Origin of the sequence: Aliiglaciecola litoralis (assembly GCF_039523355.1) — a bacterium.
In the GTDB taxonomy this organism is placed as follows: domain Bacteria; phylum Pseudomonadota; class Gammaproteobacteria; order Enterobacterales; family Alteromonadaceae; genus Aliiglaciecola; species Aliiglaciecola litoralis.
Genome location: NZ_BAAAFD010000002.1, coordinates 508,192 through 534,139, shown reverse-complemented (window position 1 = coordinate 534,139; position 25,948 = coordinate 508,192). Strand labels below are relative to the sequence as shown.

The window sequence follows — 25,948 nt, the reverse complement described above, 5'->3', positions numbered from 1 at the left end:
CACTGCACACTAAAACTCATACTCCAACGCAAATCTTAGAGTGTGATCTTTACTATCACCATTGAGACCAGCGATAAATCCTAATTCCCATTTGAGTTGCTTTTGCCCTTGATATCGATGAATCCCCATAAACGCAGGACCAAGACCGACAAAATCTTCGCCGGTATATATCTCTAAAGCAGGTTGTAACCACGGTTGCCAACGATATCGATATTTCAACCTAAACTGTGTTTCAGTTTCTGAGGTGATGTTACTGCCCCATTCGTAGCTGAACAACAAATTGGTAGTTAAGCTGGTATTACCAAACTCTTTTTCAAACAGTATGCCTGTGGTAACTTCCCAGATATCGGTATTGTGTTGTTTTTCTATCTCGAATAGCGCGCCCCAGTCAGCCCAAAGCTCGCCTTGCTCGGTGATCATCCACCTAGCTTCTAATTCATAGCCCTTTAATCCAAAGTCATTATCATCATCACGTGCTCCGATAAGGTACACTTCCAATGTTAGGCTTTCCGATACTGCGTGACCAAATGCGACACGCTGAGTAAGCAGATTGCCCTCGTCATTTTGCCGAGAGGCAAATCGCCATTCCACTTCCCGTTCATTAGGTAGCACATAAGGATGATAAACTTTGTCTACTGCACCCTCTTTAGCCTCTGCTATTGATATCAAAAGTAGGCTTAGGGTAATGGCAAACAATCTAGTCCGTTTCATGATTTTGCTCCAAATTATTTTGCAGACGAGCACTGCAAGTGCGCCTTACTAGCAAAGGGGTAACCAAAGCAATGATAAAAAAAAGCGTCAATGCGATTGTGGGAGATGAGTTATAGCCAAACAAGGTCGCAAGAAATTGCCCAAGTTCATTTTCGTCGGAAACCCACTGGCGAGTACTCCACAGTTGTTCAGAGCTGAACCAGTCGATTTGTTGCAATAAATTCGCTACTTGCGAAACCTGCCCTGCGGCAAACAACAACAGAAGAATTCGAGCAAAGGCTTTTTGCTCGATGGGGTCAAGCAACAACACCAGTAACATGGCAACACTAGCACAAATCCCCAAGCCAAGAAGTGCCCCTAACAGGAGAACTTGATTCGCCCCTGCGGGTTGCCAGAAACTGGCGAAAAACATCATTCCATTAGTGGCATTGAGTGCAATCATACAAGCCAATGCAAGTGCTGCCGCAATCCATAAATCATTCCCATTATCGAAATTTTCATGGGCGCAATAAAGCCAGCTAAAAATGACGTAATTTACCAGCATAAGTGCAATATGCAGTAATTCGTAACCACTACCGTCGAGCATGGCCGAAACCTTAGGGATACTAAGGGACAAGATTACACACAAAATACTGCCGGCAATGCCGCCACTTATCATCCACTTCCGCTTGTCGGCAACTAGCAGTGATAGCAGCGCAATCGACCAGAATATGGGTAGCGCATCACGTAAGAAAAATACCACTGTGTTAGTCAGCATCGGGGATCTCCGAGCCATCAACCACATGTACAAAGCCGACGGCCGAATTCGGATGATATTCGCCAAAGAAACGATATTTCCCCGGCTTTAGTGGCCCAATGAAAATATGCGCACTACTGTTGGCAAACACTACTTTTTCACGGTTAAGGTCAAAACTGTCGATTTCTTCTGGTGTATCATCTTGATTAATAAAGGTTATCTTGACTTTTCGATAGGCGGGAATAATCACCTCAGCAGGATAAAATAAGTTCTCTTTGATGGTGACGTTGATGTTTTGAATGCCATGAGTGATAAAAGATAAGGTCGCACAAAAAATCGCTATGGCCACGTAGCTAGTTTTGCTGAGTGAGGATTGAACCGAGTTTTTTGTTACTGTGAACAAAGCTCAATCTCCACTCGCAATCCGCCCATGGCTGATTTAGATAAGGTCATATTGCCACTGTGCATGCGCACAATTTGTTCGACAATCGACAATCCTAGTCCGCTTCCTTCAATCTTGCTATTCGTGTGTTGTTGACCTCGGAAAAAACGTTGGGTCGCCAAAACAATATCAGCTTGCGGCATTCCGGTTCCTGAGTCCTCCACAATTATGCGTAGGGTGTTTTGCTCGTAACTTATATCGACACTTAAGTCTCCACTCAGGGGAGCGTACTTATTGGCATTGGCGATCACGTTTTGCAAAAGGGTATAAAGTGCAAATCGATTTGCTTTGAAATTAAACGAACAACCGTTTAATTCAATGTTCTGATTCTTTTCATCAATTTTCGGATAGATATCTGAAATGACGTCCTGTGCTATTGCATATGGATCACAGTATTCAAAGTCTTCTTTGACCAGTTCAGGGTTGGTGCGACTGAGCAACAGGATCTGGTTAACGACGTGGATCATACGGTCAGTATCTAGTTGCAGCTGATGAATATCTTCCTGGGATGAATCCGCTATCTGTTGAAGGTTATGTAAATTGACTTTCAGCACACTCAATGGTGTTCTCAGTTCATGAGCGGCATGGCTAGCGAATTGTTTTTCACGTTCATAGGCCGATTGTAGACGACTTAGCAGTCGATTTAGGGTTTCGACTGCGGGTACTAATTCTTGCGGAGTGCGAGATAGCGTAATGGTTGAAAAGTCATGCTCCTTGCGACCTGCCAGTTGTTTGGTTAATTCTCTTAAAGGAGCTAGCCCATAAGTGACCAACAAAAATATAGCGACGGCTAAAAAAGGAATGCTAAAAAACAGTGGCGTCATTGCCGCAATCATCATTTGCTCGGTTAATTCAAAGCGCGTATTCAATGGTTGAGCGACAAATACCCATTTGTCAGCGGTATTATTTTGACTAGCGTATACTCGCCAACGCTGAGCATTGAAGTTCTGATCCGAATAACCTTCCTTAAACGGGCTGATAGCTGATTCCGGAGTATTTGTGGTGCGCAGTATCAGCTTTTCAGCGTTCCATTGTTGAACTGCAAGATCCGCATTGCTGGCGTCTATGGTGTTTAGCTGTGCATTGTTCATAGACGCCATGCTCTGTGCGACTGTGCGCAGCTCAGCGTCGAACAGTCGAGATGACATTTGCATCCCCGAGCGATATCCCTTTAAGGCCGCTACAAAACTGATCAACACAATTGTTGAGATCATGAGTAGCGTAAGGTACTGACGAATGGAATGCATTACGTGGAATACGACCGTTGATTGATACTGTAACCCACACCACGCACGGTTTTAATAAACTCCTGGGGTAGCTTTTTACGCAAATGATGAATATGTACTTCGATAGTATTGCTGGCGACTTCATCTCCCCATTCATACAATTTAGATTCCAACTGGTCTTTGGACTGAATTCGCCCCACATTTTCCATCAATGATTTAAGTAAGGTAAATTCTCGTCGCGACATCTCAATCGGCTCTCCAGCTACATTGAGCTGATGATTAGTGATGTCTAATTCTACCGGCCCACACACGATACTTGATTGTTGAGAGGTACCAAGGCGGCGCTCCATAACTCTTAAGCGCGCTAGCAACTCCTCCATATCAAAAGGCTTAGCCAAGTAGTCATCGGCCCCTTTGTCGAGCCCCTGAATTTTATCTGAAACTGAGTCTCTGGCGGTAAGCACTAGGGTGGGCAGGGTATTTTTGTTTTTGCGAATTTTGTCTAGCAGTACAAGTCCATCTATATCGGGCAGACCCAAATCTAAAATCATCAGATTACTATCATCAATCGATAGCGCTGCTAAAGCATCTTTGCCATTGAATACACAATTTACCGCATAGCCTTGCTGGCGCAGCGATTTGCTCAAGGCCGCAGATAAGGCTATATCATCTTCAACTAATAAAATTCGCATCGCTTCTTCCGCAACTAAGTTAACCCCCGACGCTAGCTTAATCCAGTATGCTTAAGGTTATCTTAAAGCACATTATTTAGCCGTGTTTATGCTTTTAGACGGCCCAACTAAAGCCGCTATCTGACCGTAACGGCCACAAATATAAGGAGAGTATCACTTGTGGTTCACGGCCCACTTTTTCAGATCCCAGTTATCGAACAAGGTCCAAATATAATTCTCGGTAGAGCTTTCCCTGAGCATGTGTAGGTTTTGCTCTTCGAGACGATGCATGAACAAGTCGAAATCTTTTTCATCACCAAACTGCATCACCAGCATATGCTGCCGAGCATTGCCTTTTAAACTCCGTATGGGATTAGTACCGGAACAAATCGGCTTAGCATCTATGCCTTTTAGCTGCTGAGTGGCCAGCTTGACATATTGCCGATAGGTTGCCTCTTCACCGTGAATAATATCGTAGAGGTTGAGTGCGTAAACCATGCTCTGTTCCTTGTTTTTATTTTTGTCGGTTACTGCGAAATCGGGCCAAGTTGTCGCTTACTGGTATGTTTATCCGTTAGGTCGGTTTAAATTAAGACAACAGGTAATCCAGTATTAAGATGCAATTTTGGTCACCGCAGCTGGCATCCTTATTTCTTTTCCGTGCAGCGTACTGACGCAGATCATGGCGCGACAAAAAATTGCGTAAATCACCCCAAAATTTAGGCTGTAGTTAATATAAGATAGCATCCTTGATTTAGAAAGGAACATGCAATGGAAAATTTGGCTAAACACATCGACTTTATTTTGGAGTTGGACAAACTCAAGACCGTTAAACGTAAAACCATGGTGTTAGCCGACAACAACCGTCAGGAAAACAGTGCAGAGCATAGTTGGCATATCGCGTTAATGGCGCAGGCGCTCGTGGAATATGCGGATGAAGAAATTGCCCTTGATCGGGTTGTTTCGATGTTACTGATTCACGATGTCGTGGAGATAGATGCCGGTGACGTCTTTGCATTTGCTCATGCAGATGAACATAGCGAACAAGAGCAAAAAGAAATTGCTGCGGCTAACCGTATTTTTGGCTTGTTGCCAGCACAACAAGCACAACAATTTATCGCCTTATGGTTGGAGTTTGAACAGGCCCAAACCGCTGATGCGCGCTTTGCAAAAGCGATGGATAGAGTATTACCTGTTTTTCAGAATATGAGCAATCAAGGCGGAAGTTGGTCTAAGCATGGCGTGACCAAAAGTCAGGTCATTGATCGCAATATTTACCTGCAAAAAAGCGCACCCAAATTATGGCAGTATGTACTGGAGCAAATTGAATTAGCAGTACAAAACGGTTGGCTTAAAGAAGCATAAAAAAACTCGGCGAATAAGCCGAGTTTTTACTATCTTAAAAAACCTATGTTTACACCGACGCGTTAGTCTAATCCGAGCTTTTTCTCTAAATAGTGAATATTGGTTCCACCATTGAAAAAGTTCTCATCCGCCATAATTCGTTGTTGCAATGGAATATTGGTTTTGATCCCTTCTATAACGAGCTCATCTAATGCATGTCGCATACGTGCAATTGCCACATCTCGATTCTCACCATAAGCGATTAACTTGCCTATCATAGAGTCGTAATGCGGAGGCACGCTATAACCTGCGTAGATATGCGATTCCCAGCGAATACCAAAGCCACCCGGTGAATGGAACATGGTGATCTTTCCAGGGCTTGGCATAAAGGTCTCAGGATCTTCTGCATTGATACGACATTCAATAGCATGACCACGAAGAACAATATCGCTTTGCTCCATGGACAATGGCTGGCCAGCGGCAATGCGTAATTGCTCTTTTATCAAATCCACACCAGTGATCATTTCTGAAACTGGGTGTTCAACTTGGATTCGGGTGTTCATTTCGATGAAATAGAAATCCCCGTTTTCATACAAAAACTCAAAGGTGCCTGCGCCTCTGTAGCCAATTTCAATACAAGCTCGGCGACAACGCTCACCAATACGTTCACGGGTTTCAGAATTAATGCCCGGTGCAGGAGCTTCTTCGACCACTTTTTGGTGACGACGTTGCATCGAGCAATCACGCTCACCTAAGTGAACCGCATTTCCTTGCCCGTCAGACAATACCTGAATTTCAACGTGGCGAGGATTCTCAAGAAACTTCTCCATGTATACCACATCGTTGCCAAATGAAGCGCCAGCTTCAGCTTTGGTCATGGCAATGGACTCGATCAAATCTTCTTCACTACGAACGACTCGCATGCCGCGACCACCGCCACCGCCTGCTGCCTTGACAATAATCGGATAACCAATGCGCTTAGCAATACTCTTGTTGCGTTCAGCATCGTCTGAAAGCGGCCCATCAGAACCCGGAACACAAGGTACTCCGGCTTTCTTCATTGCGTTAATTGCAGATACTTTGTCACCCATCAAATTGATCGTTTCTGGGCTTGGGCCAATAAATATAAAGCCACTTTTTTCTACTGCTTCGGCAAACTCGGCATTCTCAGCTAAAAAGCCATAACCTGGATGGATAGCAACCGAGTTTGAAATCTCAGCCGCAGCAATTATTCTCGGTATATTTAAGTAACTTTCAGTAGCAGAAGCGCGGCCGATACAAATGGATTCATCGGCTAGTAACACATGCTTTAAGTCTTTGTCGGCAGTGGAGTGAACCGCAACGGTTTTAATCCCCAGTTCTTTACAGGCACGGAGAATGCGCAGGGCAATCTCCCCTCGGTTTGCAATTAATACTTTATCAAGCATAGTAATTCGCCTGCTTATTCAATAACGAACATGGGTTGGTCGAATTCAACTGGCTCTTGGTTATCTACTAAAATCTGTTTTACCACGCCTGCTTTATCCGCTTCGATTTGGTTCATCATCTTCATCGCTTCAACAATACACAATGTATCACCGACATTGACTTTTTGACCCACTTCTACGAAAGCTTTAGAACCAGGAGAAGAGGAACGATAGAACGTACCTACCATTGGGGATTTTACAATATGACCAGAGATTTCTTCGCTCGCTGCTGGTGCTGGCGCAGCTGCGGCAACTGGAGCCGGCGCAGGGGGCGCAGCCATAGGTGCGGGTGCTGCGTACTGCACTTGTGCAGAGCTACCACTGCGATGAATGCGTACTGATTCTTCGCCTTCAGTGATCTCTAGTTCTGATATTCCTGATTCTTCGACCAGTTCAATGAGTTTTTTTATTTTACGAATATCCATTTAAAGCTCTCTTTATGCTGAGTTAAATTAATTTGTACAAAAACGTTTTGCAGCCAATAACGCTGCTTCATAGCCATAATCGCCTAAACCGCAAATAACGCCTTTAGCGATATCAGACAAATAAGAATGGCGTCTAAATGCTTCTCTAGCGTGCACATTAGAAAGATGAATTTCAATACAAGGAATACTGACACTCAAAAGTGCGTCTCGTATCGCAATACTGGTGTGCGTGAAGGCACCAGGGTTTATCAAAATAAAATCAATTTTGCCCATTGCCTGTTGAATTTCGGTAACGATTTCGTGTTCTGCATTAGATTGCAGATGACTCAATTCAATCCCATGTTGTTGAGCAAGCTGGTTTAGATGCTCTACAATGTCATCTAAGGATTTTGAACCATAAACTTCGGGCTCACGCTTACCTAGCATATTTAGGTTTGGACCATTGATTAATAAAAATTTCACGAAAATGTCGCTATCTTCTTTTAAAAAACTGATTGCACTACTTTTCAATTAATTCTGGATGTTGTCAAACAGAAACAGAGTGAAAATTGAGCAATGTGAAAAATATTTATCTAATTATAGAGAAAAGCTGCAAATTAGCAGCAAAATACTGGTCTTATCAGCGAAGATTGCCGAAATTTTTTGATGTTGAGCGCGTTTTTTAACACCTGTCGATCCAGCCCCCTCTTTTACATGATGGGATTGCAGCAGCAACGGAGTCACCTTTGAATTATTTGGCGCATATACATCTTGCTCACGCCTCTCAAACAAGCTTGCTGGGTAACTTCCTTGGCGATTTTGTTAAAGGTAAGCAAATAGAGTTACTGGACGCAGAATTACATAAGGGGGTTTGGTTACATCGTAAGATAGATGCATATACTGATTCGCACCCTTGTGTCGTGGGTCTCAAACGGCAGTTTCCGCCAACACTTAGGCGCATGTCCGGTGTTATACTGGATATCTATTTTGACTATTTATTGTGCCAACATTGGTCGACTTTTTCAGACGTATCACTTGAGAAACTGTTAGCACTATTTTATCAACAATTAGGTACACACGACCTGATCCTAAATTCGCGTTTCCAGCGGATCAGATCTAGTCTGTTAACAGATCATTGGTTAATAAATTACACTAGGCGGGCAGGATTTGTTAGCGCGTGCTATCAAATTGAAAAACGCTTGAGAAACCGTATCATATTTGCACAACAGGCAGATCAATATATGGTTGAGTTACATAGCACAGTTGAAGAACAGTTTATGACCTTCTATCCTCAACTGATCCATTACAGCAAATCAATAAGTTGAGTCATCTATGGCCGTTCATGAAATAAAGCACCCTCTCATATTACACAAACTTGGCTTGATGCGAGCTGCTGGTATCAGTAGTAAAGACTTTCGCGAATTAGCGGGCGAGGTTGGTAACTTACTGACTTATGAAGCGACCCGCGATATGCCAACCGAATCAGTCGAAATTGAAGGTTGGACAGGTGAAGCAATTGTTATCGATAAAATTAAGGGTAAAAAGATCACCGTAGTGCCTATCTTGCGGGCTGGAATAGGTATGCTTGATGGTGTATTGAAACTGATCCCCAATGCCAAAATCAGTGTGGTCGGACTCTATCGTGACGAAGAGACATTACAGCCGGTGGCCTATTTTGACAAAGTCGTCAGCGACGTGGAATTGCGCACAGCTTTGATTGTCGACCCTATGCTAGCGACCGGAGGAACGTTAATCGCCACCATTGATTTATTGAAACGCAAAGGTTGTCAAAATATTCTAGGCTTATTTTTAGTCGCCGCGCCAGAGGGCATAAAGGCTGTGGTAGAGGCACACCCTGATGTCGATATTTATGTTGCCGCTATTGATGCCAAGCTCGACGATAATGGCTATATATTACCTGGCTTGGGTGATGCGGGTGATAAAATATTTGGCACGCGTTAACCGATAAAATCGACTTCGTTCTTTGATTATTTTCAACCTAGGTTGAAAATCTAATAAAAACAAAATGATAATAGTGTCGCCTTAACAGGTTTAGGCGTAGAAATAGGTTAGAATTTTTCGCAAATTATAGGCAACAGACCAAATGCTTTGAGAAAGTGCGCTTTTGAGGTCTTTTTATTATTGATTACAGTCTGTTACTGCTTTGGATTTAGTTCGAAAACGTGTAAGCTGGGATTCTAAAATTTGCAGTAACTTTAGCAATCAAGGCTATAAACCCATACCGGAGTGCTTTTTAGTTTGTTGAAAAGGCTTTTACATTTTTTCCGTTATTCACTCCAAACACAGATTATCCGTGTGTTTCTGGTATTGTTATTTTCTTGGTATTTAGCTGCCAGTGCTTATGCTGCTCCACTTATTAACGAACCCAAATTCGTTCAGCTTTCCACTTCTCATGGTTTGTCACAAGACTCGGTCAATGATCTACTAATAGACGCTCACGGCTTTTTGTGGGTGGCTACTGCCTCTGGACTAAATCGATTTGACGGGTATCGAGTCGTACAGTTTGATGGTCGTCAGCGCATGCTTTCGGACATGGGTGTTGAGGTTCTATTTGAAGATAATCAAGGTGATATTTGGGTAGGCTCAACTCGCTCCGGCTTGTTTAAAATAGAAATAGCCACGGGTAACACAACGCTGATAGAGAGCTTTAGAAAAGAACAAGAAGCAATCTCCGATCGCGTAACCAGTATCCATCAACTAAGTAATAATCAACTTATCGTTACCACTGATCGTGGTGTATTCATTGTCAATCCAGATCTCGCCACTGCATCTAGTCTGTATACGCTACCAGAAGAACAACAAAGTCCCGAATTTAGAATTCATGCAGCGGTTTTCACCGATGGCTTATTGTTAATGGGTCGTCAAGATGGTTTGTTCTGGGTCGATTTAGAAACCGATCCTAGTCAAGTTAAAAAATTGCATCTGCGCGATGGCAACATCACCATCAACACGTTGAAAGTCGACAGTGAGCAAACGATTTGGATTGGCTCCCAATTTGGCTTATTCAGTGCCTCAATAGACGATATTCGAACTGATACCATTGAAGTACACGCGCTGGAAAAATCGATTTTTTCTGTATTCGAAACTGACTATGGCAGCCTTTATCTTGGCACTGACGATGGGCTGTATAGTTATGACAGCAAATCAAGTCAACTACAGCACTACTTTAGACCTTCTGATAGCCGCTATTACCTTTCCTCCGATGATGTCACTGCGATTGAGACTGATAACAATGGCAATTTGTGGATCGGTTCTATTTTTGATGGCGCTCTTTATTGGTCTACTCAGGGCGTGAAATTCGAAAATGTTCGGCAAAACAAAGAAGAAACGATGCAGCTTAGTAGCAATAGCGTACTAAGTTTTGCTCAGTTTGACACCAAGGGCCTCTGGGTAGGCACGCTCTCCGGCCTTAATTATTACGACTTTGAAGAACATGACATTGTCGGTAATTGGCTATTAAAAAATAACGTGGGTGCGCAACAATCGAAAATTCGCCATTTGGCCACTTGGGGCGACAGCACACTGCTGGTTAATACTGACAAGGGCTTGATTTTCTTCGATATAAAAACGCTTTCTAGCTCACCCCCCAAAAGCGACAGCCAAGCAACTGCAGATCTTCTTAATCAACGTTTAAACAGTTTTCTACAAGGACCATTGGATAGTTATTGGTTTACGACTCGAGAGGGATTTTATCGATATCAACCTGAATCTGGTCGTGTTGTACCGGTAAAAGAACTTAATAATCAAATAGATCCTAGCGTGACCTATGGCTTCATTGGGGTAAGTAAAGTTCATCCCGATGTCATGTGGATCAGTGGTAAGGAAAAACTCTGGGCCTTTAATGCGAAAACCGGTGCAGTTCAGATTGTCCATCAATTAGAACGCTCGAGCATGGGTCAACCGGTTTATGCCGAAAGTGTATTACAAGATAATAAAGGTACGCTTTGGATCACATACCCTGGTGCGGGATTGGTAGGTTTAGATGCCACTATCTATACTCCTAAGTACGGTTTTGATAAGCAAAATTTGTTACCCAGCAATGTTGTCTTTGGACTTCGCCAAGACGCTTCTAACGCAATCTGGATGAGCTCCCACGCTGGTTTGTTGAAATTCAACCCGTCTGGTCCCTACTTGCAACAGTATGGCATTTCGCAAGGCTTGGATGGTAAAGAATTCAATGCGCTAGCGCACGCAACACTCAAAGATAATCGCTTAGTGTATGGTTCGCAAAAAGGCTTTACGGTATTTGATCCATTGGAATTTGAAAGCCATGATGGCAAACCGCCCAGCGTAAGTATTACGTCGATTCGTCTTAGTTCTAATCCTCTTGTGATGCCGCTGATTGATTTGAATCAACAAGTGGTGTCTTTGAAACATTCAGATGCAGGTTTGACTATCGAGTTCTCTACTTTGGCATTTGAGCATCAAACCTCGACCCAATATCAATACCGGCTCGATGGGTCAGATAGTTATATTTATCCGGCAACCACCGACTCGCAAGTCACCTTCCCTAAACTTGACCCCGGTGAGTACGTATTCTCAGCGGTCGCTTTTGATCCAATTACGGGCGCAGAAAGTGAACCTGCCAGTGTCATAATTAAGGTCAAGTACGCACCTTGGTTTTCACCCTTTGCATACGCAGCGTATATTTTCGTATTTGTTACCCTAGTGTTGTTCTGGTGGTACCGTCGAGATGTGCAGAATAAACAAATCATGATGGCGCGCGACCAAGCGTTGCAAAGTAAAAACCGTTTGACACTCGCTCTGACCGCCAGTAACAGTAATGTTTGGGAATGGCGTTCTGCCACCAATCAATTTTATATGCCTAGATTATCTGAAGAATTAGGCTATGACTCTACTGACAACTTGGTCAGTTTTGATCGGCATCTGGAGCTGATCCACGAAGAAGATCAAAACCTCTACTCGTCCAATTGGACCGCCTTTATTGACAAACACAGCGATGGACTTGATGTGACGTATCGGATCAAATCCGCCAGCGGTGAATGGATTTGGTATCGTGATGTCGGTAATGAAGTTGTCAACAATTCGTTAAGCCGAGAAAGTGTTGTCGCGGGCACCTATAGCAACGTTACAGAGTCGGTAGCCGATCGCGAAAAGGTTCGTCTGTTTGGTGAAGCGTTTAAACATACTCGTGATTGGGTTGTGATCTTCAATACTAAAATGATGCCGGTCGCGGTGAATGCGGCTTTTTGCGAGGCATTTGGAATAAACGAACACGGTGATTTAAAAATCCAATTAACCCGTTTATTTAAACTTGATGCAGAGTACCCACCTCGGTTCTGGAAAAAGCTGTCAGAATTACATATTACCGGCCACTGGAAAGGCGAAGAGCAACTGGTTATTGACGAAGGAAAAGTATCCAATGTCCTGATCAATATGACGTCTATTGCCAGTATGCGAGCCAAGGGTGATATTGATTATTATCTGATGATTATGTCGGATATTAGTGAACAAAAAGAAGCAGAAAATGAACTTCGTCGTCTGGCTAATTTTGATGGCCTGACTGACTTACCAAATCGGACATTGTTGCTGGATAGAATTAAACACGGTATCGATCATGCTGCTCGGCATAAATCGAAAATGGGCGTATTTTTTATCGACTTAGATCGATTTAAGCAGGTGAATGATAGCCTTGGCCACAAAGCCGGTGATGAACTGCTTAAAGTCGTCGCCCAACGCCTGACAAATTTATTGCGTCAAGATGACACGGTGGCGCGATTAGGTGGCGATGAGTTTGTGGTAATGGTTGAAGAAGTCAAACATCCAGATCGCCTGAGTATCCTCGCTCAACAATTAATTGATGTGTTAGAAGCACCAATACAATTAGGCAACCAAACCGTCAGCGTGTCATCCAGTGTGGGGATCGCAATTTATCCTGGCGATGCAGCGACTCCCGAAGAACTGCTTCGAAATGCAGACTTGGCTATGTATCACGCTAAAGAGCAAGGCCGCAGCAATTTCCAATATTTCACAGAGCACATGAATGAGAAGGCGCAGCAGCGTCTGCTGATGGAAAACAGGTTGAAGAAAGCCCATCAGAGCAAGGTATTCATCAATTACTATCAACCCATCGTGAATATCACCTTAGGTCAAGTTGAAGGCTTTGAGCTATTAATGCGTTGGCCCGACCCTGATGGCATGGTACCACCAGATGAATTTATACCTGTCGCCGAAGAATTAGGTTTGATTGAAAATATGACATGGGATGCATTGGAACGCGCGATGCCCGTGCTCAGCGAATGGCAATCAAAAGATCGCGAAGTGTATTTATCGGTGAATCTTTCTGCTCGCCATTTTGAACGTCAAATTTCGATAGATCACATTGTCTTGCTGCTAGAGCAATACGGTTTACCGGTGTCATCGTTGCGTTTTGAAATTACCGAAAGTGCGTTAATGCGAGATTATGAAAGAGCATTGGAGTATATGGAATCAATGCGTGAACAAGGGTTTATCATTGCTTTAGATGACTTTGGCACCGGCTATTCATCGTTGAAATACTTGAAAGAATTCCCTATCCAAGTGTTGAAAGTGGACAAAAGTTTTGTTGACGATATTGGTAAGAATAAGAGTAATGAAGCATTAGTACTGACTACACTTAGAATGGCTGAAAGCCTTGACATGTACTGTGTTGCCGAAGGCATAGAGCAGCCAGATCAAATCGAATTTTTCCGTCAACATGGCTGTCATCATTTACAAGGTTACTTCTATTCAAAACCAGTGCCAAACGATGAAACCGCAGAATTAATTGCACGCAGTTGGTTAGTGTAAACTTGGTTTTGTAAACAATGTGTTCTAAATTACATTGGGCGTTGTACCTTGTTTTTAGATTGTTGTACTGCGGGTGCAATTAAGAATTAGGTGTTTCGACGACCGAAAATAAGTGTAGGAGTTATGACAACAGCGTTGGAAAAAAAACTCACTGAATTTCGTGAAAAATTCAAAAGTGAATACCATTCTCAGCTTGCTGAACTCATAGAATTGTGGCGCGCAGTTCGTGAGAAAAAGCAAACCAAACAGATTGGCGAGTTTGTTTTCAGCGTACACAAATTAAAGGGGTCTAGTAGCACGCTCAATTTTCTTAATCTTAGCGATCGTCTGAATTTAATCGAACAAGAATTAGATGCCAGTAAAGAAGATGCCAAGCTTCTCACTAAAGATTTGATAAGCTTTGTTGATCGACACATGAATACCCTGATCGCCAGCTCTAAACAGTCTCCGGATCCCGTTTTAGAAGTTGTATTTCGTGAAGCCGATCACGCTGCTGAGCATGGCTTAGAGTCTCCTTCGTTAGCAAAGCAACTGTCACCCAATCAGTCAAACATTAAACAAAGTACCAATTACACTGATATTACAATCGCCTTGGTCGATGATGACCTCGTCATTTCGGCTCTGATGTCCAAGCTGTTGGTGGGCTTTGGTTTCGAGGTGGAACATTTTAGCTCGCTACAAGAGATAACCAAAGCGGGCAATCTTGATCGCTTTCAGCTAATACTGCTTGATTTAATCATGTCGGGATCTGCTCAGGAGCAAGTTTTTGAGTTTGCAAAATCCTGTGAGAGCAAGGGCATTTTCGTGTTTATTCTGTCATCACTCAACACCTTCGAAGCTCGCTTGGCGGGGATACGTGCTGGCGTTACAGATTACTTGCTCAAACCAATTAGCATCACCAGCTTAGTGACGAAAATTCGTAAAACATTCAAAATAGATCGTTTCGAGCCGCATAAAATTTTACTGTTGGATGATCAAGCTAATGTGGGCAATTTTTATAAGGCCTTGCTCGAAGAAAAAGGTATCGAGGTGCTAGCTTTGACCGACCCGCATACCTTGATCCAAGCCCTTGAGTCTTTCCATCCTGATGTGTTTTTGCTCGACATGCATATGCCTGATGTTAGTGGTATTGAAGTGGCCAAAATCATCCGCCAACAACCTAAATACGATTATGTGCCTATTATTTTTCTGTCCGGTGACACAGATGTTAAATCTAAATTGTTAGCCTTGCAGTGCGGAGCCGATGATCTAATCCCCAAAAAAACACCTCCAGCGATGCTGATCAGTCAGATAGACAGTCGTATAGTGCGGGGCCAAAAAGTGCGTTATCTAGCCTCACGAGATAGTCTCACAGGGGTATTAAATCATGGCCAAATTATGGAGGCTGCTGGTCAAGTACACCGATTAGCTCGTCGCAATAAGAAACCAATGAATATCGCCATGATTGATATCGATTTGTTTAAAAGGGTCAACGACATACACGGCCACTCCGGTGGTGATAAGGTACTGATCGCCTTGGGCCAACTGTTAATGCAATCAGTGCGTGATACGGATTATGTTGGTCGCTACGGCGGTGAGGAGTTCATGTTAGTCTTTGGTGACAGTGATACTGCTGCTATTGAGGACAGGCTCAACATGATGCGTGAGGCCTTTAATCAAATTATGTTTAACGTTAACGAAGTTTCTTTTAACTGCAGTTTTAGCGCTGGGTTAGCCAGCTCTGAGCATCATGACAAAGTCAGTGATCTCATTGCCAGTGCCGACAAAGCCCTCTATGTAGCCAAAGATCAGGGTCGTAATAAGGTCTGTGTAGATTAGGTGTCGTGTACCACCTGATTCGCTAGCGGCTATGGCGACAAAAATTTACTGTAAGGTCAATAGGTTGAATGGCGAAGTGTTGCAGAAAAGGCGCTCAACCTACCGATAGATAATGAAGTTGAGCGACCGTCTTAGATCAAAAAATAGCATTCACATGGTTAGCAAAAGGCTCCGCACGCATAAATCCAGTCACACGCGCTGACGACAATTCATTACCATCGGTATCAAAAAACATAATGGTCGGTAACCCTAAGATTGCAAAGGCTTCTTGGAACTCAATGTTTGTTGGGGTGTTATCGGTTAAATCGATTTGCATCCAGACAGTATCACTAAGCGCTTGTCTTACTTCAGGATCGGGGAAAGTGTACTTTTCAAACTCTTTACAAGCGACACACCAATCCGCGTATAAGTCGACCATCACGGTTTTTCCTTGGGCATTGGCAGCTGCCAGTTTGGTTTCAAAGTCAGCTAGATTTTTAACCACTAAAAACTCGGGATGTGCCAATTGTTGTTGTGTCGTACCGCCCACACTCGTAGGTGCATAAGCTTGTGTATATTGGTGATAGCCATACAATGCTGACGCGAATAACCCGACAAATATCACCAAGCTACGCACTCCTTTCCAAAGTGTCGTCGGGCTATTTAGGTTCATCACATAGAAATAGGTAAAGGTTGCTAAGCCTAAAGCCACCCATGCCAGCTCCGTCCAAATATTCACAACCATGCGCTCTACAAAGGTTAACGCCACAACCAACATCATGAATCCAAAGGTAACTTTAACGATATTCATCCAGTTACCGGCCTTGGGCAGCAATTTCCCACCTGTGACACCGAACAAAATAAGTGGAATGCCCATCCCGATGCTTAGCGCATATAAAGCGGAGAAGCCCAACCACATATTGCCTTGCTCGGCCAGATATAACAGGATTGCGGTTAACGGAGCTGTGGTACAAGGAGACGCCACTAAACCGGCAATGACACCCATAACAAACACGCCAATGTAACTACCGGCTTTTTGCTGATTGCTCAGGCCGTTTAACTTTTCTTGCCACTTCGATGGCAGTTGTAACTCATATGCGCCGAACATGACTAGTGCGAGTAATACAAACAGCACGATCATCACGCTGAGCACGATAGGATCTTGCAAGTAGGCGGTGAATTGGGCTCCTGCTGAAGCGATAACTAAACCCAAAATGGAGTAGGTGATGGCCATGCCTTGCACAAAGATGAAAGACAAACTGAAGGCTTTGGAGGTGCTGATCGATTTACCTTGACCGATCACAATGCTGGACAATATCGGGTACATGGGGAACACACAAGGAGTGAACGCAAGACCAATACCTATGACTAGAAAAATAAGTAGTTTGAACGCCAAGGCATCATCGCCAGTGAGTTTATCCAACAGCACGAATTGTTCTGACTTGGACGCTGGTGACGGATTGTTGGTGTTCGCCTCGTTTTTAGTGACGGCGCCTTGTACCGCACCTGCTAATACTTCATCCAAATAGATGACATGGGTAGTAGGGGGATAACACAAGCCCGCCTCAGCACAACCTTGGAACTGTAACTTAACCACACCATCCTGTTTGGACCACAAAATTGGATAGGAAAATTCAACTTCATGATAATAGACGGGCTGTGGCTCGTCGAAAAACTCATCTTCTTTAAGCTTGGCTTGCGGGTATTTGGGCGCGCCTATTTCGGCATTTTTAACCGCCGTTTTGAATTGATTTTGATACAGGTAATAATCATCGGCAACGGTAAAGCGAATGATCAACTGATCGTCTTGTTGATCAAAATCAAACTGAAAGGCTTGCTCTACTGGCAAAAACTCCACTTCATCAGCAAATAAATCCGCTAAGGGATCGTTACTTTGTGCCATGCAAGACCATGGAAACGCAATACATACTACAAATAAAAACAATATTAGGTTTTTAAACTTCATTTCAGGCTACTTTTAATCCAATCTAAATAGGTATCGCTACTGGAAACATTATCCAGCACTATCCATTGTGGCACATCATACGGATGTAAACTTAACGCTAACTTATGGGCTAGGTCTAATTTACTTTTTAAGGTTTTAATTGTGAGCTGTATTTCCGCATCAGTTACAACTTCATCATCCCAATGATACACCGAGGTGATGGGTTGAGATATCTGTACGCAGGCCGCCAACTTTAAGTTTACTAACTCGGCCGCAATTTTCTCTGCTTGCTTCTTGGTGGGGCAAGTGGTTAATACGATACATAGTTCTGAAATCATTAATGCGCCTTAATATGCTCTAGCCTTACTTGACCTATATAATAAGAGAAGTCTTTCAAAAAAACGTGTTTTAATCTTTTTTACCAGTATGGATTTCGATACTTGGTGACTCGTAACGCCGATTTGTCTATTGAGTTTTCGCTGATAAGCCCCACAATAGACTTTTAGTAGGGAGCTTATTGTGTTCGGAAAATTATTTATCTTGTTTGCCATTCTACCCATTATTGAAATTGCAATATTGGTGAATGTTGGCGAGCAAATTGGCGGTTGGAATACCGTGGCCATTGTGATCTTAACTGCCTTCATAGGTGCCTTTTTAGTCCGCAGAGAAGGTATTGCAACTTTGATGCAAGCGCAACAAAAAATGCAAACCGGACAGATGCCGGGTCAAGAAATGGCGGAAGGCTTGCTGCTCGTTATTGCTGGTGTGTTGTTGGTCACTCCGGGATTTGTCACTGATGCTATTGGTTTGCTTTTAAGCTTTCCGCTAACACGCCCTTTGATTGCCAAGAGCCTAATGAAACAAATGAACGTGAAAGTTGTTAGCGGACAAAGTCCGTTTCAGCAAGGTGGTTTTGGTTATCAACAGGATGCTCGCGATCGCGCCGATAACGACGATGTGATTGAAGGTGAATATGTCGATAAAGATAAAGAAAAACCGCATTCGCATCGCATTGATGACAAGCCAGATTAGCCATAAATCGTATTTGCAATAATCATACAATCAGTTAAAAAGAACTAAGTTATGGATATCAAACTTTCAAAATTTTTCAACGCCAACTTCATTCGCATGGCATTGTTGTTTACGCTGTTAGTGATTTCCGCTAATGCGTTAGAGGAAGTGATTGACGATGTATTCTTCGATCCCATTGAAGGGGATTATGAATTTGAACAATTTGATTCAAAGGTGTCTGATTTTGTAAGGCAAATAGAGAGCGATAACGTTACGGCTGTTATGAGAGACCTGACCTCGTTAGGCTCCATTAGTGTCGCGACTATTATGGCCCTTGTAGCTGGGTTAATGCTGTTTATTTTCCGTCGGTACTTAAATTTACTATATTTGCTGATTGTTTGTGGAGCAACACCGCTAATTGTCACGACGCTAAAGCTCTTTTTTGGCAGAGAGCGCCCGCCAGAAACAAATTGGTTACTGGATTATATGCCTGGACTCTCTTTTCCGAGTGGGCATTCGTTTACATCCGCCGCCATATATCTTGCAATTGCCTACATTTTAACAGTTGAAGTCAAACGCTGGCCGTTCGAGTTGCTAATATATTCAGTTATGTTGATGGTTATTTTTTTGGTCGGCGTTTCACGCATATATTTGGGTGTGCATTATGCTACCGATGTGATTGCAGGCATATCTTCAGGAATTATATGGGTGATGTTGGTCACGATGGCGTTCGAGTACTACAGCAAGTTTCACAAAGCTGGAAAGCACAATTAACGTTACGCACATCATTTCTGATTGAAACGTCAGTGCAAGGAATGCGAAACTTTGACAGCCCAACAAGTACCAAGCGTCATGACAATTGGTTAGCTGAGAGCGTCGGCAAATGGCACAAACTTACCACTCACTCCCGTTCTTACTGCTAGTAAAAACAACCCCTATCTTCCAATCTTATTGCAACAATATGGTCCAGTTTTAGAGGCGCCAGAATTGCTGTTAAATTGCGCTGGTCATAACGCTATTCACTAGCGCTATAACCGGTGTGACCATTTTTTATTGAATAGAAGGTAGCTTGCGCGAATTCACTAGGGGCACTGGAATTATTCACGTTGTACACACCCACTTTAAAATAGTGATACTGACCATCCTGATCATACCGACTGTCAGACATATCATAATTTGCGACTATGTCCGCTTTGCCTTCACGACTGATGGTGACGGTAAGTAAATTAACGTTAACACTGATGTGATAACTGAATTTTTCATCTAACGAAATACCATCTTCAGGGTTGCTAGCACTATTGCTTCTAGAGCCAATCATCTCTACGTAGGTTTCGATGTTATCGCCATCGCTATCCTTTACTCGGCTTTCATGGGCAAAATAGATAGCGCCTTTACTGTTTCCCGGCAATTTACGGTAGTACAGACGCACCGGTTCGTCGTCATTGGCATGTATTTGACCAATGATAACGCGCCCAATTTGATAATTTTCCCCCGTTGTAGTGACCTGATTGACGGCCAGAGTTACGCGCAGATCACCATCTACACCGCCTGCTTGAGCTTGACTCTGCGCTGACGCACTGGCAAAAACCCAGTTGTTTTTATTCACCCCCTGAGTGCTGAGTGACGTGTCTGCGCGCCTTAACATCTCCCGCAATTCAACCCGCACGTAATTAGTATTGGGCGAAGTTTTAAAACCGTAGCTAGGTGAACGCATAACAATTCCGTTATCCGCTGAAGTAAAAAAGTATTCAGAATTAGTATAACCATCGGCAAGGCTGCGCTCTGAAATTGAGTCTGAGCGCCCGTTATTGTCTTCGTCGGTGGGGACACTTAGATACCAATCAATTAGCTCAATTCCTAGTTCATTGGGGAAGGTATCAGTAAATTCGCCACTTGCAGTGGCACAACTATGCGCTTTCACTTCAACAATGCCGTTGTTGCTATCTAAGTTATTACCAAAGCCTAGAATTTTAATATAACGTGCTTGAGACTCATCCAAACTAACCAATTCAAAGCCGCTATGCTTACCGCTTGACTGTGTCTGCGACAATGCGTCAAGCCAATTAATATTATCGAGCGACGTTTGAACTGCAAAAAGCGCCACTCGCTTTGCTCCTTTAAACCATTTAATGGTCAGTGCCGCTATCGTTTGCGGACTCCCCAGATCCAACGTTAGAAACGTGTTGGTACCATCACTAGACCAACGCGATGACGACGCCGTGTTGTTGTCTGTCGCGTAATCCGGAGCGAAGTCGGCTTCATAGCTGCCATCATCGATCACTGATACGATCGGGTAGACTTGATTGCTGCATTCAGCAGGTGCAGGTGTTTTAGGAGGAGCGATAACCACAGGAGGGGGATTCGAAGCGGGTGCGCTACTACTGCCACCACCACATGCATTGAGCAATAATAGACAAAGCAGCACCATCGCAACTTTGGTGTATCCAAACCGCATAAGGCGACACAGATCACTTGGCATCAATTCTCGGACCAAAGCCGTTCTCCTAAAAAATAAAGATGAAAACGTTCATGAGTATATGCTTGTGCCTAGTCTATTCCAACCACTTTGTATTACCAATTTTTAAGTTCTAGTCATATCAACCACCTTTTTCGAGTGTTCGTTGACTCATAATTGTCGATTTCTGGCTGCGATTCACTTCCTGTTTTGCCCGGTTTATCACTATGAGTGTCACCCAGCCTGCTATACATGTACACACGCGGCCACAACTAAAGCTAAATAATTGGTTGACAGTTTGGCAATGCAATAATACTGTTTCATATCTTTTTTGGTTAGTGCTTAACAAGGTACTGTCCAGATTATCTTGATACGGGTTTAACATAACGCTCGGTATCTGTGACTTTTATGGATTACCGGCGACACACCTCATCGAATCTAAGGTGCACAGAGAATGCCTTACTTAGATAAGTGGGAAGCAATCATTCCAGGATTGATTCATTGGTCTCGTACTTAGTAAATTCGACGGATAGGAATACATTAATGAATATCAAGACGGCCCCCAAATTGCTCATAAGTATTGTTAGTTTAATCGGTGCCTTTACTTCGCCTTTGGCTAGAAGCACTAATGGTGATGATGTGAGGATTGTAATTCCGGAATCACACAGTCAATTGGCTTCGGGCGCATTATTGGGGAATTGGGATTCGCTTGACCCCACTAAAAAACCCGGTGAGAATTTTGATTTGCTCGACTGGAGCTTAACCTTACCAACCGATCTAAATAAGGATCGCAAAGCCGATACTATTTATGAAAAATCTTTGGCCGATGGATTTCAATTAAACCCTTTTTTCTACACGGCTCAAGACGGTGGATTAGTGTTCGCCTGTCCAAATGTAGGCGCTAAGACTTCAAAAAACACTAAATATGCCAGAACGGAATTGCGCGAAATGTTGCGAAGAGGAAATACGCGAATTAAAACTCGCGGCATCACTGAGAATAACTGGGTGTTCGGCGGGGCGCATGGCTCAATGAAACGCAGAGCGGGTGGCATTGAAGGTAGTTTGGAAGCGACTTTGGCCGTCAATCGAGTGTCTACCACCGGTGATGAAAAAATGGTTGGACGGGTTATCGTCGGCCAAATTCATGCAACGGACGATGAACCTATACGTCTGTACTATAGAAAGCTACCTGAGAACACTAAGGGCTCTATTTATTTTGCTCATGAAATAAATGACGGCGATGATATATGGATAAATATGCTTGGCTCTCGTTCTCATACTTTGTCAGATCCTGAAGACGGTATAGCGTTGAACGAAAAGTTCTCCTATAAAATTACGGTGGAAAACGACGTATTGTTCGTCACTCTGATCAGAGAAGGGAAGCCGAATATTACCAAGCACTACGATATGAAAGACAGTGGTTATAGTGCTGGTAATCAATATATGTATTTCAAAGCCGGCGTGTACAACCAAAATAATGGCGGTGCCGAAGGTGATTATGTGCAAGCCACCTTCTATCATATTGTTAACAGTCACAAAGGTTATAAGTTCTAGCGCTTACTACTCGCAGCGTCACAGCAACAAGTCAACGTCCGTTTGAACGTCAGCACTCCCATACAACTCGCGTTTGCCATAGTGTAAAAGCATCTCCCCTACACTTTTTTCACATATTCTACCCCTGAAAAATTGGTTATACGGCTTGGTCAGAACTACCGTTAATGCCAATTGGTAAGAAGGTTGGTAATAAAATAATCAATAATTGGTTGATGTATTGGTTTTGATTGCGTATATTCAACTTACAAACTCGTAACACAAATATAACATGGCATTCGCAATCACATGCTCGCTCAAAACAACGGAGAACTCGATATGTCGTTGATATCAGGGAAACATAGAAACTCATGCAATCAGGAAGAACACTTCAGGCTGACACCTGTGGCAAAATTGGTAAAAGCTGCAGTTATTGTCTCTTTAGCTAGCTCATTTGCATTTTCTGCGACTGCGCAGGAAGTCAGTACTGACAATGTCAACGACGCTATGAACGATGTTGAAGTGATTGACGTTGTTGGTACGCGCAAGACGATCCAAGATCAAATTGCGATAAAACGCGAAGCCACCACGGTCGTTGACGGTTTATCGGCTGAAGATATAGGTGACTTACCTGCACTTTCTATCGGTGAGGCCTTAGAATCCATTACCGGTGCGGCGTCTCATCGCGAAAACGGTGGTGCTACTGAAATTACTATTCGTGGTTTAGGACCTTTTTTAAGTGCAACCCACATTAATGGTCGTGAAGCCACAAATGGCAGTGGTGACCGCTCCGTTAACTTCTCGCAGTTCCCCTCGGAGCTGATGAAAAAGGTGGCAATTTACAAGACTCAAGATGCTTCCATGATCGAAGGTGGTGTTGCGGGTGTCATTACCCTTGAAACGCTTAAGCCATTAGATTTTGGGAAGCAACGTTTTCAAAGTGAACTAAAACTTAACTACAACCCTGATCAAACCAATATTGATAATTCACTGCAAGGGGATTTAGGCTACCGTGGCACTATCAGTTATGTTGATCAATTTGAATTTAGTAACGGTAAAGCGCTTGGTGTGACAGTAGGTGTGCAGCGTCAAGATATCAGCCAGCCTGAAGCCGAGTACCGCAGTTCTAGTCCATCAGGCTCATCTCTTTGGGCATGTTTGAATGACCCAACAAACAGCAATGAAGGTTTTTTCCGTAGTTCAGCTGGCGACTGTGAAGACCAAGTTAACGGTAGTAATAACCAAGGTTACAATACTAGTATCGACCCAGTTACGGGGCGCGCTGAAGATGCAGGTACGCCATACGCGTGGACTGGCTCAAGTCGCAGTTTTCGCCAAAATGAGACCTCTGATGAACGAGATTCTTTGTTCATCGGTTTACAATTTCAGCCATCTGATGCATGGGATATTAATTTTGATGCGCAAATTTCGGATCGTACCCAAGCTGAATCTCGTCATGATTTAGTCTTCTTACAAAAACGTGTGACACCGGGCATCACAGGTGAGAATCTTATTACCAATAACGTGGGTGGTATTCTGCATTGGGAGGGCGAAGAACGAGTTGAATCTGCCGGCGAGCAGTTTTCTCGAGAAGAAAATTATCGAGGCTATGGCTTGAATTTTGAGCACTACGTCAATGACAAACTCACCATCAATGCTGATTTCGGATACTCGCAAACGAAACGTGAAGAATTGCAGATTTCTAACCGAGGCAGAACAGCAAGCCGTCCATTTATCTCTTGGGATATGGGCGAAAACATACCGCACTTTACTGTTACTGATTTCGACGTCACCGATATTTCTAACTTTACGGACAGCCTGCGCACTCGTCTGGATCGGGAAAATAGCCGCGAAAATGAAGTTGTTTCTGCGCGACTCGACTTTGATTATGCATTAAACCACGAACACTTCTCTAGCGTTCAAGGCGGCGTCCGTTTCTCTGAACTGACGTTCCTGCAGTTTGGTGGAAACCAAGGCAATGGTTCACGAAATCAATTTACCTTGAACGAAGCTAATGCCTCTGCAATCGATATATTACAGGGGTGTCAAATTGACTTCCCAGAGACTGATTTTTTATCAAGTGTTTCAGATGGCAACATTATCACGCAGGTTGACAGTGCGGGTACTGTTGTTGCCGGTGGCACCGGCTCTTCTTGGGCAACTTACGACAACGTGTGTTTCTCTCAGGCAGTCGTGGCCTCGCAAAACGGTGAGTTTGGTTATCCAGATGTTGAATATGAGAACCCAGGTACGATAGATGTCACCGAAAAAACCACCGCAGCCTATGTCATGGCGAATTACGACACAGAGATGGGAGGCAAAATTGTTCGAGGTAACTTTGGTTTGCGCGTTGTCGATACCGAGGTGACTTCCGTTGGCTTTAGACAAGGTTTCAATGTGGTTACTAACGAATTAGGCGTCCTTTCATTGGTGCCAAGCGGTACGACTGATCGTCTGGTCAGTGGCGGTGATTACACAGAAATACTACCCAGCTTCAACTTGGTTGTTGACTATAGCGATGACATTCTTTTAAGAGCCGGTATTTATCGTGGCATGTCTCGCGCAGACCCAGGTGACTTGGGATACAGTCGTGACTTCGATGTGGGCGACGATGATGCGCCAATGTCTGTAACGGAGCTACTGGCGGTTAACGGTTCTGGTAACCCAGATACTCAGCCGTTGATGTCTTGGAACTATGACGTTGCCTTTGAGTGGTATCCCAATGAAGACTCAATCGTGGCTGTAAGTCTATATTACAAACAGTTCAACGGTGGCTTCCAGCAACAAACCGTATTAGAGAACTTCACCATTGATGGTGTTGACTATGCCTTGCCGATTACCAATTCAGTTACCACGAATGAAGAAAGCGACATCGTAGGCTTAGAAGCGTCATTAGCTTATCGTTGGGATAGCGGGATTGGCGTTAAAATTGGTTACAACTATGCCGATACGGGTTTCGAATTCGAAGACAGTTTGTATGGTGATACTTTCGTCACTGACTTAGATGGCACAACCACCCAGCTTACCGAAGGCATTATTGAACCTGGTGCAGTACCAGGATTCTCCGAGCACGTATTCAGTGGTCAGCTCTATTACCAAGTAGGCGATTTTGACACTGCACTTATCTACAAGTATCGCAGCGAATATTTCCAACCTTACACAAGTAATGGCACAAGGCTGCGTTTTGTTGACGAAGTGGGTGTTTGGGAAGCGCGTGCTTCTTACAAGATCAACAGCAACATCCGTGTGAAAGTGGAAGCGATAAATCTGTTTAGTGCACCTAAATCACAAGATTTCTTCGTAGAGGGCAATTTGGGTGAAGTCAATGACTACGGCCCCCGTTTGTTTGCGGGTATTAGCCTTAAATACTAACTGAGCCGAGAGCCCAGTAAGTACAGGC

General features: G+C 43.6%; 21 protein-coding genes. 9 read left to right on the top strand and 12 right to left on the bottom strand.

Annotated elements, in window-relative coordinates; all coding sequences use genetic code 11:
• Window positions 1-9: 9 nt before the first annotated feature.
• From ABD036_RS06050 to ABD036_RS06025, 6 genes are all read right to left on the bottom strand, one after another.
• Window positions 10-711 (bottom strand): hypothetical protein, encoded by a 702-nt coding sequence (locus tag ABD036_RS06050; RefSeq protein ID WP_343857564.1) that lies wholly within the window; start codon window positions 709-711, stop codon window positions 10-12.
• Window positions 698-1,468, bottom strand: a complete 771-nt coding sequence (locus ABD036_RS06045) for a hypothetical protein (RefSeq protein WP_343857562.1) — start codon at window positions 1,466-1,468, stop codon at window positions 698-700. The genes ABD036_RS06050 and ABD036_RS06045 overlap by 14 nt, the downstream gene beginning before the upstream one ends.
• Entirely contained in the window at window positions 1,458-1,850 is a 393-nt protein-coding gene (locus ABD036_RS06040; RefSeq protein WP_425542547.1) for a cupredoxin domain-containing protein, read from the bottom strand. The genes ABD036_RS06045 and ABD036_RS06040 overlap by 11 nt, the downstream gene beginning before the upstream one ends.
• Window positions 1,838-3,037 (bottom strand): sensor histidine kinase, encoded by a 1,200-nt coding sequence (locus ABD036_RS06035; RefSeq protein WP_343857561.1) that lies wholly within the window; start codon window positions 3,035-3,037, stop codon window positions 1,838-1,840. The genes ABD036_RS06040 and ABD036_RS06035 overlap by 13 nt, the downstream gene beginning before the upstream one ends.
• Before the next feature lie 98 nt (window positions 3,038-3,135).
• Window positions 3,136-3,807, bottom strand: coding sequence for a response regulator (locus tag ABD036_RS06030; protein ID WP_343857559.1), 672 nt, complete (start codon window positions 3,805-3,807; stop codon window positions 3,136-3,138).
• A gap of 153 nt (window positions 3,808-3,960) precedes the next feature.
• Window positions 3,961-4,284, bottom strand: a complete 324-nt coding sequence (locus ABD036_RS06025) for a hypothetical protein (RefSeq protein ID WP_343857557.1) — start codon at window positions 4,282-4,284, stop codon at window positions 3,961-3,963.
• 273 nt (window positions 4,285-4,557) lie between these two features.
• Here ABD036_RS06025 and ABD036_RS06020 point away from each other — a divergent pair, with 273 nt between their 5' ends.
• Window positions 4,558-5,151: an HD domain-containing protein gene (locus ABD036_RS06020; RefSeq protein WP_343857555.1), complete on the top strand. Its 594-nt coding sequence runs from the start codon at window positions 4,558-4,560 to the stop codon at window positions 5,149-5,151.
• Between the two features lie 62 nt (window positions 5,152-5,213).
• Here the strand turns inward: ABD036_RS06020 and accC are convergent, their stop codons facing one another.
• The 3 genes from accC to aroQ are packed head-to-tail and all read right to left on the bottom strand — an operon-like array spanning window position 5,214 to window position 7,483.
• Complete coding sequence (accC, locus tag ABD036_RS06015; RefSeq protein WP_343857553.1) at window positions 5,214-6,557, bottom strand: acetyl-CoA carboxylase biotin carboxylase subunit; 1,344 nt, start codon at window positions 6,555-6,557, stop codon at window positions 5,214-5,216.
• Window positions 6,558-6,571: 14 nt separating this feature from the next.
• Window positions 6,572-7,021, bottom strand: a complete 450-nt coding sequence (gene accB / locus ABD036_RS06010) for an acetyl-CoA carboxylase biotin carboxyl carrier protein (RefSeq protein ID WP_343857550.1) — start codon at window positions 7,019-7,021, stop codon at window positions 6,572-6,574.
• A gap of 27 nt (window positions 7,022-7,048) precedes the next feature.
• Window positions 7,049-7,483, bottom strand: a complete 435-nt coding sequence (gene aroQ / locus ABD036_RS06005; protein WP_343857548.1) for a type II 3-dehydroquinate dehydratase — start codon at window positions 7,481-7,483, stop codon at window positions 7,049-7,051.
• Between the two features lie 263 nt (window positions 7,484-7,746).
• Between aroQ and ABD036_RS06000 the strand changes: the two genes are divergently transcribed.
• The 4 genes from ABD036_RS06000 (at window position 7,747) to ABD036_RS05985 (ending at window position 15,628) form a co-directional block, all read left to right on the top strand.
• On the top strand, window positions 7,747-8,325 hold the full coding sequence (locus ABD036_RS06000) for an acyl carrier protein phosphodiesterase (protein WP_343857545.1): 579 nt from the start codon (window positions 7,747-7,749) through the stop codon (window positions 8,323-8,325).
• A gap of 7 nt (window positions 8,326-8,332) precedes the next feature.
• On the top strand, window positions 8,333-8,962 hold the full coding sequence (gene upp, locus ABD036_RS05995; RefSeq protein ID WP_343857542.1) for a uracil phosphoribosyltransferase: 630 nt from the start codon (window positions 8,333-8,335) through the stop codon (window positions 8,960-8,962).
• 297 nt (window positions 8,963-9,259) lie between these two features.
• Complete coding sequence (locus tag ABD036_RS05990) at window positions 9,260-13,810, top strand: EAL domain-containing protein (protein WP_343857539.1); 4,551 nt, start codon at window positions 9,260-9,262, stop codon at window positions 13,808-13,810.
• A 123-nt stretch (window positions 13,811-13,933) separates the two neighbouring features.
• Window positions 13,934-15,628 carry a GGDEF domain-containing response regulator gene (locus tag ABD036_RS05985; RefSeq protein WP_343857536.1) on the top strand — a complete coding sequence of 565 codons (1,695 nt, stop codon included), beginning with the start codon at window positions 13,934-13,936 and terminating at the stop codon, window positions 15,626-15,628.
• 136 nt (window positions 15,629-15,764) lie between these two features.
• Here ABD036_RS05985 and ABD036_RS05980 read toward each other — a convergent pair whose 3' ends face one another.
• The gene (locus ABD036_RS05980) at window positions 15,765-17,573 is read right to left on the bottom strand and encodes a protein-disulfide reductase DsbD (RefSeq protein WP_343857533.1); all 1,809 of its coding nucleotides are present in this window, start codon (window positions 17,571-17,573) and stop codon (window positions 15,765-15,767) included.
• Window positions 17,570-17,890: a divalent-cation tolerance protein CutA gene (gene cutA, locus ABD036_RS05975; protein ID WP_343857530.1), complete on the bottom strand. Its 321-nt coding sequence runs from the start codon at window positions 17,888-17,890 to the stop codon at window positions 17,570-17,572. The genes ABD036_RS05980 and cutA overlap by 4 nt, the downstream gene beginning before the upstream one ends.
• 181 nt (window positions 17,891-18,071) lie before the next feature.
• On the opposite strand from cutA, the gene ABD036_RS05970 reads away from it, so the two are divergent.
• Entirely contained in the window at window positions 18,072-18,584 is a 513-nt protein-coding gene (locus ABD036_RS05970) for an FxsA family protein (RefSeq protein WP_343857527.1), read from the top strand.
• A gap of 51 nt (window positions 18,585-18,635) precedes the next feature.
• Window positions 18,636-19,337 (top strand): phosphatase PAP2 family protein, encoded by a 702-nt coding sequence (locus ABD036_RS05965; protein WP_343857525.1) that lies wholly within the window; start codon window positions 18,636-18,638, stop codon window positions 19,335-19,337.
• 241 nt (window positions 19,338-19,578) lie between these two features.
• Here the strand turns inward: ABD036_RS05965 and ABD036_RS05960 are convergent, their stop codons facing one another.
• Window positions 19,579-21,057 carry a polysaccharide lyase family 7 protein gene (locus ABD036_RS05960; RefSeq protein WP_343857523.1) on the bottom strand — a complete coding sequence of 493 codons (1,479 nt, stop codon included), beginning with the start codon at window positions 21,055-21,057 and terminating at the stop codon, window positions 19,579-19,581.
• 504 nt (window positions 21,058-21,561) lie between these two features.
• Between ABD036_RS05960 and ABD036_RS05955 the strand changes: the two genes are divergently transcribed.
• Together ABD036_RS05955 and ABD036_RS05950 are read left to right on the top strand one after the other, a co-directional pair.
• The gene (locus ABD036_RS05955) at window positions 21,562-22,572 is read left to right on the top strand and encodes a polysaccharide lyase family 7 protein (protein WP_343857520.1); all 1,011 of its coding nucleotides are present in this window, start codon (window positions 21,562-21,564) and stop codon (window positions 22,570-22,572) included.
• A gap of 315 nt (window positions 22,573-22,887) precedes the next feature.
• Window positions 22,888-25,920 (top strand): TonB-dependent receptor, encoded by a 3,033-nt coding sequence (locus ABD036_RS05950; protein ID WP_343857517.1) that lies wholly within the window; start codon window positions 22,888-22,890, stop codon window positions 25,918-25,920.
• Window positions 25,921-25,948: the final 28 nt, after the last annotated feature.